Origin of the sequence: Thauera sp. 63 (genome assembly GCF_000310165.2) — a bacterium.
In the GTDB taxonomy this organism is placed as follows: domain Bacteria; phylum Pseudomonadota; class Gammaproteobacteria; order Burkholderiales; family Rhodocyclaceae; genus Thauera; species Thauera humireducens.
The window spans coordinates 1-12,264 of the sequence record NZ_AMXC01000021.1 but is presented as its reverse complement, the minus strand read 5'-3'; the positions used below and the strand labels follow the sequence as shown (position 1 = coordinate 12,264).

The 12,264-nt window shown below is 69.3% G+C and carries 11 protein-coding genes; 4 read left to right on the top strand and 7 right to left on the bottom strand.

Annotated elements, in window-relative coordinates:
• Window position 1: 1 nt before the first annotated feature.
• The gene (locus C664_RS15025) at window positions 2-886 is read right to left on the bottom strand and encodes a LysR family transcriptional regulator ArgP (RefSeq protein WP_004263185.1); all 885 of its coding nucleotides are present in this window, start codon (window positions 884-886) and stop codon (window positions 2-4) included.
• Between the two features lie 124 nt (window positions 887-1,010).
• Between C664_RS15025 and C664_RS15020 the strand changes: the two genes are divergently transcribed.
• The 3 genes from C664_RS15020 to C664_RS15010 all read left to right on the top strand — a co-directional run bounded on the left by C664_RS15020 (window position 1,011) and on the right by C664_RS15010 (window position 3,246).
• Complete coding sequence (locus C664_RS15020; RefSeq protein WP_004263181.1) at window positions 1,011-1,616, top strand: LysE/ArgO family amino acid transporter; 606 nt, start codon at window positions 1,011-1,013, stop codon at window positions 1,614-1,616.
• A gap of 107 nt (window positions 1,617-1,723) precedes the next feature.
• The gene (gene asd / locus C664_RS15015) at window positions 1,724-2,578 is read left to right on the top strand and encodes an archaetidylserine decarboxylase (protein WP_004263179.1); all 855 of its coding nucleotides are present in this window, start codon (window positions 1,724-1,726) and stop codon (window positions 2,576-2,578) included.
• 233 nt (window positions 2,579-2,811) lie between these two features.
• The gene (locus C664_RS15010; protein ID WP_004263175.1) at window positions 2,812-3,246 is read left to right on the top strand and encodes a CBS domain-containing protein; all 435 of its coding nucleotides are present in this window, start codon (window positions 2,812-2,814) and stop codon (window positions 3,244-3,246) included.
• Between the two features lie 30 nt (window positions 3,247-3,276).
• Here C664_RS15010 and C664_RS15005 read toward each other — a convergent pair whose 3' ends face one another.
• The 3 genes from C664_RS15005 to C664_RS14995 form a co-directional block, all read right to left on the bottom strand.
• The gene (locus C664_RS15005; protein WP_004263173.1) at window positions 3,277-4,383 is read right to left on the bottom strand and encodes an HPP family protein; all 1,107 of its coding nucleotides are present in this window, start codon (window positions 4,381-4,383) and stop codon (window positions 3,277-3,279) included.
• Between the two features lie 103 nt (window positions 4,384-4,486).
• Window positions 4,487-5,785: an acetyl-CoA hydrolase/transferase family protein gene (locus C664_RS15000; RefSeq protein ID WP_004263169.1), complete on the bottom strand. Its 1,299-nt coding sequence runs from the start codon at window positions 5,783-5,785 to the stop codon at window positions 4,487-4,489.
• Between the two features lie 193 nt (window positions 5,786-5,978).
• Window positions 5,979-7,523, bottom strand: coding sequence for a DEAD/DEAH box helicase (locus C664_RS14995; protein ID WP_004263165.1), 1,545 nt, complete (start codon window positions 7,521-7,523; stop codon window positions 5,979-5,981).
• A 288-nt stretch (window positions 7,524-7,811) separates the two neighbouring features.
• On the opposite strand from C664_RS14995, the gene C664_RS14990 reads away from it, so the two are divergent.
• Complete coding sequence (locus tag C664_RS14990) at window positions 7,812-8,960, top strand: M48 family metallopeptidase (RefSeq protein ID WP_004263161.1); 1,149 nt, start codon at window positions 7,812-7,814, stop codon at window positions 8,958-8,960.
• 13 nt (window positions 8,961-8,973) lie between these two features.
• Here C664_RS14990 and C664_RS14985 read toward each other — a convergent pair whose 3' ends face one another.
• The 3 genes from C664_RS14985 to cobD form a co-directional block, all read right to left on the bottom strand.
• Window positions 8,974-10,032 (bottom strand): MBL fold metallo-hydrolase, encoded by a 1,059-nt coding sequence (locus C664_RS14985; RefSeq protein WP_004263158.1) that lies wholly within the window; start codon window positions 10,030-10,032, stop codon window positions 8,974-8,976.
• 119 nt (window positions 10,033-10,151) lie between these two features.
• On the bottom strand, window positions 10,152-11,090 hold the full coding sequence (locus tag C664_RS14980; protein WP_004263155.1) for a cobalamin-binding protein: 939 nt from the start codon (window positions 11,088-11,090) through the stop codon (window positions 10,152-10,154).
• Window positions 11,087-12,139: a threonine-phosphate decarboxylase CobD gene (gene cobD / locus C664_RS14975; RefSeq protein ID WP_004263153.1), complete on the bottom strand. Its 1,053-nt coding sequence runs from the start codon at window positions 12,137-12,139 to the stop codon at window positions 11,087-11,089. Before cobD ends, C664_RS14980 begins: the two co-directional genes overlap by 4 nt.
• Window positions 12,140-12,264 lie beyond the last annotated feature (125 nt).

Here is a 12,264-nt window from a genome sequence, read left to right as displayed (position 1 = left end):
CTCAGCCTTCGAGCGCCCGGCCTGCGGCCTCGCCGATGGCCTTTGCCAGCCGCGCCATCACCGGCGACTGCACCTGCCAGTGGTGCCAGTACAGCACCACGTCTTCGCGCTCCGGCGCCAGGTTGACCAGTTCGCCGCGCGCCAGGTGTTCGCGCGCCTGGATCTCGGGAATGAAGCCGTAGCCCAGCCCGGCGACCGCGAACGCCATGAAGCCCTCGGACGAGGGCACGACGTGGTGCGGATACTGGCCCGCGTCCAACCCGAAGTGACGGCGCAGGAAGGCGTCGTGCATGTCGTCGTGGCGGCCGAAGACGATGGCCGGCGCCTTCGCCAGCGCGCCGCGGGTGAGACCGTGCGGAAACCAGCGCGCACGGAAGGCCGGTGAGCCGGCGCACAGGTAGGGCATCACGCCCAGGCGCTCGACGGTGCAGCCGCGGATCGGGTCGGGGCGGGTGGACACGCAGCCCAGCACTTCGCCATCGGCCAGCAGCGCATGGGTGTGGTCCTGGTCGTCGACCACGCAGTCCAGCACCAGGCCTTCCTCCCTCACGACCTCGGCCACCGCGTCGATGAACCAGGTCGCCAGCGAATCGGCATTGACCCCGACCGCCAGCCGCAGCGGGCCGTGCGCCTGACGCGGGGCGAGCGCACGGCGTGCCTCGGCCTCCATCAGGCGCAACTGCGCCAGATAGGGCAGCAGGCGGCGACCCGCCGGCGTCGGCCGCACCGGCTTGCTGCGCACCAGCAGCACCTGGCCAAGCTCGGCCTCGAGCAGCTTCACCCGCTGCGAGATGGCCGATTGCGTTAGCGCCAGGCGGCGCGCCGCGCGCTCGAAGCTGCCTTCCTGCAGGACTGCCTCGAAGGCGATCAGGCGGTGGTCGATCATAAGGAAAAATGGAGTGAATCGAATTAAATCGATTCTACTTAATCCGCGACGCCGCCGGGCCTAGCATGCCGGCCTGTCGTGCCGCCATTGCGGGCGGACGACCATAACAACAACGGAATGCATCATGAGCCACGTCTACTTCAACGGATTCCTGCTGACGCTGGGCCTGATCATGGCGATCGGGGCGCAGAACGCCCACGTGCTGCGCCAGGGCCTGCGCGGTGAGCATGTCCTGCTGACGGTGAGCGTGTCGGCGCTGTGCGACATGCTGCTGATCACGCTCGGCATTGCCGGCCTGGGCAGCCTGTTCGTCGCCAGCCCGGACCTGATGGCGGCAGCGCGCTATGGCGGCGCGGCCTTCCTGCTGTGGTACGGCGCACGTGCGCTGCGGTCGGCATTGCGTGGCGGCCGGGCGATGGACTTTGCCGAACACGCGCGCATGTCGCGCGGCCAGGCGCTGCTCGCGGCGGCCGGCTTCAGCCTGCTCAACCCGCATGCCTATCTGGACACGGTGGTGCTGCTGGGCTCGGTCGGCAGCCAGCAGGCCGAGGACCTGCGCCCGCTGTTCGCCGCGGGCGCGATCACGGCGTCGGTCGTGTGGTTCGTGGCGCTCGGCTATGGCGCCCGCCTGCTCGTGCCGCTGTTCGCCCGACCGATTGCATGGCGCGTGCTGGACGCCCTGGTGGCGCTGATGCTGTGGGCGATCGCTGCCTCGCTGCTGCTGGCCTGAACGACTCGTCCGACACCGGGCCGGCGCCGCTAAGGGCGCCGTTCCCACCATGGGCGTCGGGATGATGGCGCTATAATTCGCTGCCTTCAATTCCCCTGGATCACGCCGTGTCCGAACGTCTAGCCGTCGCCCTGCAATACGCGCTTCCCAAGCGCCTGCTCACCCAGTTCGCCGGCAAGCTCGCCGGCCTGCGGGGCGGCAAAGCGACGACGGCAGTGATCCGCTGGTTCATCAAGCGCTATGGCGTGAACATGGACGAAGCGGCGAATCCCGATCCCGCCAGCTACCCGACCTTCAACGAATTCTTCACCCGCCCGCTGCGCGAAGGCGTACGGCCCTTCGCCGAGGCCGACTACCTGTGCCCCGTCGACGGCGCGATCAGCCAGTTCGGTCCGATCGAACGCGACCAGATCTTCCAGGCCAAGGGCCACTTCTACACCACCACCACGCTGATCGGCGGCGACCGCAGTCTGGCGGCGCAGTTCGAGGATGGCGAGTTCGCCACCCTCTACCTCAGCCCGCGCGACTACCACCGCATCCACATGCCCTGCGATGGCCGCCTGACGCAGATGATCTACGTGCCCGGCGAACTGTTCTCGGTGAATCCGGCCACTGCGCGCGGCGTGCCCGGCCTGTTCGCGCGCAACGAACGCGTGGTATGCGTGTTCGAGGGGGCGGCCGGCCCCTTCGTGATGGTGCTGGTCGGCGCCACCATCGTCGGCAGCATGGCGACGACCTGGCATGGCGTGGTCAATCCGCCGCGCCAGGCCGACATCGAGAAGCACGCCTACGCGGCCGGCGAGGTCGCGTTGTGCCAGGGCGAGGAGATGGGGCGCTTCCTGCTCGGTTCCACCGTGGTGATGCTGTTCCCGAAGGGCACGATGCGTTTCGCGTCCGACTGGGCGGCGGCGCGTCCGGTGCGCCTGGGCGAGGCGATGGGGCAGCGTCCGCCGTCGGCCTGAGCCTGGCCACGCACCGGCGCGGGGCGTCGCCGCGGGCGGATGCACGGCGGGGGTGCGTGCGCAGCCCCGGATGCTGCGATGCAGCACGTCGGCATGGTCATCGAGCTGAAAGAAAGATGCGATAAAACAGTGGCTTGGGCGCGACTTTCCGATCTTCGGCAAGTGCGTTCAAGCTGGCACGATTGAAGCTTGGCTTTTCGTGCCTTTCCACAACAAGCATCAGGAGACAGATCATGCCCAGCCGTCCGATCCACCAGATCCTTGCCGACCGCCCCTTCGTCTGCGTACCGGCCGATATGCCGGTCAGTGCCGTCACCCGTCTCATGAACGCGCAGGAGCGCAGTGCCGCACTGATCGTCGAGCACGGTGTGCTGACCGGCATCTTCACCGAGCGCGATGCCACCTTCCGCGTGCTGGCCGCAGGTCTCGATCCCGAGACCACGACGGTCGGCGCCGTCATGACCCACAACCCGCAGACGCTGACCGAGGACAGGCCCTTCGGCCACGCCCTGCACCTGATGTACGAAAACGGTGTGCGCCACGTTCCGGTGGTGGATGCCAGCAAGCGTCCGCTCGGCGTCGTCACCGCGCGCGACGCCCTGGCGCTGGATGCGCTCGACTTTGGCGCCGAACTGGTGCGACGCGAGGAGATCACGGTCATCCTCTGAGGCCCCTGCGGGCTGCACGCGCCCGTGGCGCTAGCGGCCCGCGAGCACCTGGTCGAGCCCCGCCTGGAACAGCGCGGCGACGAGATCGGACTGTGTCAGTATGCCGACGACGCGCCGGTCCGCCTCGACGATCGGTACCTGATGCAGGCCGCGGTCCGAGAAGACCGGGACCAGTTCGACGATCGCCCGGTCGGGGCTGGCGCAGAACACATCCTGCGTCATCACCTCGCCCACCGTCCGCCACGGCATGTCCTGCGCGATGAGGAAGTCGTGCAGGGTGATGATGCCGACCAGCCGTTCGCCCGCCTGCACCACGGGCAGCGCCTCGACGCGATGATGAGCGAGCTGCGACCAGGCGACCTCGAGCGTGGCGTCGGGTGTGATCGTGACGACGTCGCGTGACATCACGTCGGCGCAGCGCAGATCGCCGAAGCGCCGACGCCAGGCGCGCCGTTCGGCGGCGAGCAGGATCTCCTCGAGGTCGGCGCGGCTGATGTCGATCATCTCGCCGCGCTCCTCGAGCACCGCCTGCAGGTCGTCGGGGCGAACGCCCAGCCGGTCGCTCGGTGGCCGGTCGGCGGTGTGGTGGGTGCGGGCTGCGGGCTTTTCCGCGATCCGCTGCGGGTAGCGCCGGCGCATGGCGGCGTTGAACAGCAGTGCGATCAACAGCAGCAACAGCGAGTTGAGCAGGACGGGCACGAGCGCGAACCCGAAGCCCAGCGCCTCAACTTCCGGGCCCCCGATCACGGCGGTCAGCGCCACCGCGCCGCCAGGCGGATGCAGGCAGCGGAGCTGGAACATCAGGACGATGGCGAGGCCGGCGGCGAGCGCCGCGGCCAGCGCCGGGTCGTCGATCCAGCGGGCGCAGGCGACCCCGGTCAGCGCCGACAGCAGGTTGCCGCCGACGATGGACCAGGGCTGTGCGAGCGGGCTGGCGGGCACGGCGAACAGCAGCACGGCCGAGGCACCCATTGGTGCGACGAACCACGGGATGGACGCGCCCAGGACGCTGCGGCTCACGATCTCCGTGGCCAGCAGGCCGAGGAGCGCGCCGATCCCGCTCAAGGTGCGTTCGCGCAGGCTGACCGGCAGCGGCGCCGGCCAGAAGGTCTTCAGCCAGTCAAGCAGGGAGGGCACGAGATGTCCCGGTCAGGAAGGTGGCCGGGTGAAGCGGGACAAGGGGCTCGGATTCTAGCGCGGCCCGCGTCCTGCTCCAAGGTGGTGCATGCCCTCGGCGGCGTCAGGCCAGGTTCAGGCGCTTCGCCGCCTCGCGCAGTTCGCCACGGAAATCCGGGTGGGCGATGCCGATCAGTGCTTCGGCGCGCTGCTTGGCGGTCTTGCCGCGCAGCTGGGCGACACCGTACTCGGTGACGACGTAGTTGATGTCGTTCTTGCTGGTGGTGACATGGGTGCCCGGCGACAGCACCGGCGCGATGCGCGACACGGTCCCGTCCTTGGCCGTCGACGGCAGCACGATGAAGGCCTTGCCGCCGTTCGAGCGGTTGGCGGCGCGCACGAAATCCACCTGTCCGCCGGTACCCGAATAGGGGATGTGGCCCAGGCTCTCCGAGCCGCACTGGCCGATCAGGTCGATCTGCAGCGTGGCGTTGATGGCGCACAGCTTGTCGTTGCGCGCAGCGATCCAGGGATCGTTGGTGAAATCCACCGGATGCATTTCGATCGCCGGATTGCGATGCAGCGTGCGGTACAGGCGGTTCGAGCCGAGCGCGAAGGTGGCGATGGTCTTGCCCGGCATGAAGGTCTTGCGGCGGTTGGTGACCGCGCCGGATTCGATCAGCGACAGGATGCCGTCGCCGATCATCTCGGTGTGGATGCCCAGGTCGCGCTTGTGCTGCAACTGCATCACCACCGCGTCCGGAATGCCGCCGTAGCCGATCTGCAGCGTGGCGCCGTCGTCGATGAGGTCGGCGACGTACTTGCCGATGGCCTCTTGCACCGGGCCGATCTGCGGCAGGCCGACTTCGAACAGCGGCTCGTCGCTTTCCACCAGGCCGGCGACCTGCGAGATGTGGATGTGGCAGTCGCCGTTGGCGAAAGGCACGTTCGGATTCACTTCCAGCAGGACGACGCGCGCGCGGCGGATCGCGGCCATGGTGTAGTCGGGCGCCAGCGACAGGCTGAAGTAGCCGTGCTCGTCCATCGACGAGGCCATCGACACCACGACGTCGGCGGGCGACAGGCCGCGGTCGATCAGCATCGGCAGTTCGGAGAAGTAGGCGGGGACGAAATCCACCCAGCCCGCCTGGCCACCGGCACGGGTGGCGCCGCCGAAGAAGTAGGCGTCGTGGCGGATGTTGGCCCGGGTTTCCGGATCGAGGTAGGCGAACTTGCGCAGCGGCAGGATCTGGCTCACCGCCACGTCGCGCAGCGCGTGACGGCGGCCGGACAGGGCATGCAACAGCGCAGGCGGTTCGCCAACGCCGGTGGGTACGACGATGGTGTCGCCGTCGCGGATCATGGCGACCGCATCCGAGGCGGTCATGCGTTTTTGCTGGTACAGGGATTCCGGCGTGCTCATGCTGTCTCCGGGCGCGGTTTATCGGTCTGGTATCGCCCGGATTATAGCTTTTTCCATACTAAGGCGTATGGGGCTGCGCGTGGAGGTCTTGGATGCCGGTTGCCGCCCTCGCCGTGGTTCGCGGGGCGGGGCTGTCGACAAGGTACGGCATGACGCCCTTGCCCCGGCTGAGCAGGGCAAGGGCCGGGCCAGGTCAGCGGTTGCCGTCTCCCGGCTTGGCCGAGAACAGCGCGGCGCGCGGCGCCGGGCGGCGGTCACGGCCCTGGGGTGCGTGGCTGGCGGCGGGGCGGCGGTTGCCGTCCGCTTCCGGGCGACGCTGCTGCGCGCCACGGTTACCGTCGACTTCGGGGCGGGACGGCGACATGCGGTTGCCGTCCACCTCACGGCGCTGGGGCTGCGCGGGGGCGCGATTGCCGTCCGCCTCGCCGCGCGGGCGTTGGAGTGCGCGGCCGCCGGGCTTGCCGGTGCCAGCGTTGCGTCCGCCGTTCGCGGGCCGCTCACTCGGTCGGCCCTGGCCTGCGCGACCGCCGCCGCGACGTGGCAGGGGTTCGCGCTGGTGGTCGGCATCGTGCGCGGCCTCGGCGCCGGCGCTGGGCACGAAGTCCTCGGCCACGACGCGGTCGATGCGGCGTTTGATCAGGCGCTCGATGGCGGTCAGCAGCTTGGCTTCCTCGCTATCGACCAGCGAGATCGCGTTGCCTGCGGCCCCGGCGCGACCGGTGCGGCCGATGCGGTGCACGTAGTCTTCGGGCACGTTGGGCAGCTCGAAGTTCACCACCTGCGGCAACTGGTCGATGTCCAGGCCGCGCGCGGCGATGTCGGTCGCGACCAGCACCGGCAGCGAGCCGTCCTTGAACTGGGACAGCGCGCGCGTGCGTGCCGCCTGGCTCTTGTTGCCGTGAATCGCCGCCGCCGGGATGTCGTGCTTGCTGAGGTACTCGGCCAGCTTGTTGGCGCCGTGCTTGGTGCGGGTGAACACCAGCGCCTGGAACCACTGCTTTTCCTTGATCAGGTGGGCGAGCAGTTCGCGCTTGTGCTTCTGGCCGACCATGTAGACGGCCTGGTCGACGCGTTCGGCGGTGGTGTTGCGCGGCGCCACTTCGACCGTGCCCGGGTTGTGCAGCAGGCCGTGGGCGAGTTCGCGGATCTCGTCGGAGAAGGTCGCCGAGAACAGCAGGTTCTGGCGCTTCTTCGGCAGCAGGGCGAGCACCTTGCGGATGTCGCGGATGAAGCCCATGTCGAGCATGCGGTCGGCTTCGTCCAGCACCAGGATCTCGACGCCGGACAGGTCCAGGGTGCGCTGGCCGACGTGGTCGAGCAGGCGGCCGGGGGTGGCGACGAGGATGTCGACGCGCTTCTTCAGCGCGCTGATCTGCGGGTTGATGTTGACACCGCCGAACATCACCAGCGAGTTCAGTGGCAGATGCTTGCCGTAGGTCTGTACCGACTCCTCGACCTGGGCGGCGAGCTCGCGCGTCGGGGTGAGGATCAGGCAGCGCGGACGGCCCGGCGGATGCGGGTGAGCATGAGTCTGCGACAGGATGTGCAGCAGCGGCAGCGTGAAGCCGGCGGTCTTGCCGGTGCCGGTCTGGGCCGCGGCAAGCAGGTCGCCGCCCGCGAGCACCTGCGGGATGGCCTGCGCCTGGATGGGGGTGGGGTGGGTGTAACCGGCTTCGCCGATGGCACGTAGGATGGGTTCGGCCAGCCCGAGGCTGACGAAAGTGACTTCGGAATTCATTCAGTGGTTTCCAGCGCCAGGCCGTCGCGCTTCGTGGCGACACCAATCCGGACTGGCGGGAGAGATCCGCGGCAGGATGCCAGCCGGATCGTTGGGGGAACTGCCGCGATCGATCGGTCAATTCGCGGCGAACCGGCACTATAGAGGCTTGCGAAGGGGGAAGCGAGCATTTTGTGCAATGCAGCGCGCGATGGCATGCCGCTCGGGGTGGGGCGTCGCGGGCAGCGCCCTGTGTTGGCTGCTGCATTAACTGACGTATAGTTACAAATTCGCTGATGAGGCGTCACCATGGCCCGCTCCGTCCGTCCCCGAAGGCTCTTCGCGCTGCGATCGAAACTCGCCCGGCGCCTGACCTTCGGTGCCGCGGCCGGTCTGGGCCTGCTCTGCGTGCTCACGCTCGCCAGCGCGACCTTGACCCTGCACGCGTTGGGCAGCAGCTGGGCCGCAATCAATGCGGGCATACCCATCTCCGCCGGTATGTGGAGCCTGCTGGCCGTGCTGGCAGGGCTCGCGAGCGGGGGGCTCGCCGGGATATTGCTGAATGCGCCGCCTCGGGCCGAGGGCATTCGCCTGCCACGCCGCGCGGCCGAGGATCTGTTCGCCCTGCTCGACAACACGGCGGTGCGCCTCGGGATCGAGCCGGTGCGCCAGGTGTTCGTCACCGACCACATGAACGCCCACGTCGCACAGCGGCCGCGTTGGGGCTGCGTCGGGCCGCTGCAGACTTGCCTGATGATCGGGCTTCCGCTGGCTCACAGCCTGTCGCCGGCGCAGTTCGGTGCGGTCCTGGCGCATGAACTGGCCCATCTGTCCGCGCAGCGACTGGGCTGGGGCGGCGTCGGGGCGCATCTGCGGGCATGGTGGATGCGCACGGTCGACCGCGCCGCAGATCGCTTTCCCTGGCTGGAAATCCCGCTCGAGCGGATGACGCAGCGCTACTGCATCGCGATGCTCCGCCTCGCCCGGATCGAGGAGTTCGAGGCCGACGCGCTGGCGGCAAGTCTCGTTGGCCGCGGCCTGATGGGCGATGCGCTCGTCGAGGTGGGGCTCAAGGCGCGCTTCCTCGAACGCGATTTCTGGCCCCAGGTCGATGCGCACGGCGCCCGGCGCCGCCGTCCGCGGCTGCGGCCTTATCGCGATCTTGCGCTCGGCGTGGAGGCCGGCTTCACGCGCACGGTGTCCGAGCATGCGGTCGCACTGGAAGAGGCCGGCGGCGAGCGCTTCGCCCTCCATCCTTCGCTGCATCAGCGCCTCAGCGCGCTCGGACTGCGCTGCCGCGTGCCGGAAGGCGAAGCCGTATCGGCTGCGGACCGCTATCTGGCACCGCTGCTGCCGAGCCTGGCCTGGGTGTTCGACTGCGCCTGGTGGCATGCCGCAAGCGAGAACCGCCGGCAGCGACGCAGCCGTGCGCGCTACGAGATGGTGCGCGAGGACTGAGTCCCGCCGGCGCTCAGAAGGCTTCCTTCTCGGCTTCGAGATAGGCGAGGCTGACGTACTTGCCGATGTTCGAGTCGAAGCCGGCGGTGTCCGCCGCCTTGCCCGCGACGCGCGGATCCTTCAGCACGGCTGCGCGTGCGCTCGCCATGTCGCGTCCGTCCTCGACGGCCTTAACGCAGTTCTCGTAAATGCCTTCGAACAACGCGCGGTTCCACTTCAGCACCTCGGCGCTGGCGTGGCCGTGTCCCGGCACCCAGATCTTCGACGGAGCGTTCTTCTCCAGCGCGTCGTAGAAGCGGAAGGTGCCCACGTAGGAACCGTCGTCCATGTTGGCGATGCGACGGTCCATGGCGATATCGCCGACGTGGGTGAGCGCGTCCTGCACGACTTCGATGCAGATGTCGCCGGGCGTGTGGGCGACGCCGTAATGGTGGATGCGCAGCGTGACGTCCCCGTAGTCGAAGGTGGCGCCGTGCTCCACGGTGTGGTTGGGGGCGACGATGCGCGTGCCGGCCGTGGCCTGGTTGGTCCACCGTTCCATCAGGCTGTGCCACATGCTGCCCTGCACGCCTTCGATCTCCTTCTTCGTCACCGGATGGGCGTAGATCGGCAGGTCCTTGCCGAAGGCGTCCTCGAAGGCATGGTTCGCGAGCCAGTGGTCACCGTGGTAGTGGGAGTTGAAGATCGCCACCACCGGCTTGTCGGTGACCGCGCGGATCATGCGCAGCGCCATCTCGCCGATCTGCACCGAGCCGCCGGGGTCCAGCATCACCACGCCCTTCTGCGTCACGACGAAGGTGATGTTGCTCATCATCCCCTGGTTTTCGGGGGTGGGGAAACCGTCCTTGGACCAGATCATCCACACGTGCTCGGACAGGCGCTGGGGCGCGATGTCGGGCACGGCCGGGCCGCGGATGAAGTCGTGCAGGTCGGCGGCGAAGGCCGACAGATCGGCCCAGTTCGCAGCCAGGCCGACGCCGGCCGCGCCGGCAAGCCCCATCTGCAGGAAGCGCCTGCGCGAGACGGTGGCCGCGGCGGGGTGCGGGTTGGAGGGCGGGGAGGGGGTGCGCATCGCAATCTCCTGCAGTGTGGAGCGAGTGCGCAGAATATTAACGAAAACTGATCAATCGTGCCGGGCCCGTCCGCCGACGGGCTGCATCCGGCTTGCGGAGTGTGGCGGCGGGCGTCGTCCTACTGCACGGCCGGTGCGGGCGCATCGCCGCGGCGCACGCGCACCGTCTCGAGTTGCTCGCACAACTGGGTGGCGCCGTCGAGGATGCGCGGCGTGTGGCGCTGCAGGATGTCGGGCGGGATGAAGAACAGGTTGCCGCCGGCATTGGCCCTGAGGTCGGGCCAGCGCTTCCACTGATCCAGCCATTCCGGGCGGGCGACGCCCATGCCGCTGGCGACGATGGCCTCCGGGTTGGCCGCCAGCACCGCTTCCACGCCAACCGTCGGTGCCAGCGTACCGAGCCCGCCGAAGACGTTGTGTCCGCCGCACAGGCGGATCACGTCGGCGATCAGGTGTTCGTCGTTGACGGTCATCAGCGGCCGGTCCCAGATCTGGTAGAAGGTGCGCACCGCCGGGCGCTTGCGGTAGCGCGTGGCCAGGGCCGCATGACGCGCGCGAAACGTCTGCGCAGCCTCGTTCGCCACGCCTTCGGTTCCCGCCAGCTGGCCGATCTGTTCGAGGCTGCGGGCGACGTCGTCCAGGCTGCGCGGCTCGTTGATGAATACCGGGATGCCCAGTGCGCGCAGGCGGTCGAGGTGGGTATCGCGGTTGCCGCTGCGCCAGGCGACGACGAGGTCGGGGCGCAGGGCGGCAACCGCCTCGAGATCCACCTTCGTGTAGCCGCCCACCTGGGGCAGCGCCGTCGCCTCGGGCGGGTAGTCGCTGTAGGCCACCACGCCGACGACCGCCGGGCCCGCGCCGGCGGCGAAGAGCAGCTCGGTGATGTGCGGCGCGAGGCTGACGATGCGCTTGGCCGGCGTCTCGAGCCGCACGGCGTTGCCGGCGTCGTCGGTGAGGTCGATGGCGGCGTGCGCTGGTTGTGAGAGGGCGGCCGCGACGCACAGGGTGAAAAAAACGAAGCTGCGGGCGGTGCCGGTGCGGTGTGAGGGTCGGATCATTGCGTGGAGTCCATTTCGGTTGTCGGGGGCGGGTGTCGCACGCCTTGCCCGCCCGTGTCTCGCGGTGTCCCGAGGCATTCCGCCAGGGCCTGCTCCAGCCGTGCCCAGCCGGCTTCGCCCGCCGGCAGGCCGAAGCGCAGCGAAGCGGGTTGCTCGAACAGGCGGACGAGGAGGCCGCGCCGCGCCAGCGCGTCGTGCAACTGTGCGGCGTCGGCACGCTGCACCCATTTGAACAGCGAGGGTCCGGTGGCAGCGCCGAGTCCGACAGCGCTCAGCACCTGCATGAGGCGCTCGCCTTCGCTGGCCAGCTGCTCGCGCATGGCGGCCTGCCAGACCGTGTCGTTCAGGGCCACGCGCGCCACATGCCGTGCCGGACCGCCGATCGTCCATGGGCCCAGCCGTTCCTCCAGCCGCGTGCGCACGGCCTCGGGGCCGAAGACGAAGCCGACCCGCGCGCCGGCGAGGCCGAAGAACTTGCCCAGCGAGCGCAACACCACCAGCCCGTCGGCGCCCGCGAGCGGAACCAGGCTGGCCGCCGGCGTGTCGTCGATGAAGGCTTCGTCCACCACCAGCCAGCCTCCGCGTGCAGCGAGCCGGGCGTGCCAGTCGAGCAGCCGGGCGCGCTCGAAATGGGCACCGGTCGGGTTGTTGGGCTGCACCAGCACGACGATGTCGCTGTGGTCCACCGCTGCTTCCGCCGCGTCGATGTGGGCGGTGAAGAAGCGAGGCTGGCGCTCGCGCCAGGCATGGGCATGTTCCGCATAGCTCGGCGCCAGCAGGCTGACACGTGCGCCGGGCAACACCGAGGGCAGGCACTGGATTGCAGGTTGCGAGCCGGCGACGGGCAGCAGCGCGGTGCTGCCGTAATAGGCGGCGGCGGCGGTCTCCAGGCCGTCGTCCTCTTCCGGGAGGCGGTGCCAGGCCGACGCCGGGATAGCCGGCGCAGGGTAGGCATGCGGATTGATGCCGGTCGACAGGTCGAGCCAGTCGTCCAGCGGAATGCCGTAGCGTTGCGCCGCGCGACGCAGGCGGCCGCCGTGCTCAAGCATGGGCCAGCCCCGTGAAGTGCAGGATCAGCGCAAGGCTGGCGGCGACGGCCAGCCACAGCAGCGTGCCGCGACGCACCAGCGCGATGGCGGCGCGGAGCGAGCCGGCATCCGGTGCCGGGCCTTCG

What these genes read in the sequence shown, in the direction of transcription:
- C664_RS15025 (WP_004263185.1), bottom strand. Translation starts at nt 886, where the DNA reads ATGATCGACCACCGCCTGATCGCCTTCGAGGCAGTCCTGCAGGAAGGC.
- C664_RS14985 (WP_004263158.1), bottom strand. Translation starts at nt 10,032, where the DNA reads ATGCGCACCCCCTCCCCGCCCTCCAACCCGCACCCCGCCGCGGCCACC.
- cobD (WP_004263153.1), bottom strand. Translation starts at nt 12,139, where the DNA reads ATGCTTGAGCACGGCGGCCGCCTGCGTCGCGCGGCGCAACGCTACGGC.
- C664_RS14980 (WP_004263155.1), bottom strand. Translation starts at nt 11,090, where the DNA reads ATGATCCGACCCTCACACCGCACCGGCACCGCCCGCAGCTTCGTTTTT.
- C664_RS14990 (WP_004263161.1), top strand. Translation starts at nt 7,812, where the DNA reads ATGGCCCGCTCCGTCCGTCCCCGAAGGCTCTTCGCGCTGCGATCGAAA.
- C664_RS15010 (WP_004263175.1), top strand. Translation starts at nt 2,812, where the DNA reads ATGCCCAGCCGTCCGATCCACCAGATCCTTGCCGACCGCCCCTTCGTC.
- C664_RS15020 (WP_004263181.1), top strand. Translation starts at nt 1,011, where the DNA reads ATGAGCCACGTCTACTTCAACGGATTCCTGCTGACGCTGGGCCTGATC.
- C664_RS14995 (WP_004263165.1), bottom strand. Translation starts at nt 7,523, where the DNA reads ATGAATTCCGAAGTCACTTTCGTCAGCCTCGGGCTGGCCGAACCCATC.
- C664_RS15000 (WP_004263169.1), bottom strand. Translation starts at nt 5,785, where the DNA reads ATGAGCACGCCGGAATCCCTGTACCAGCAAAAACGCATGACCGCCTCG.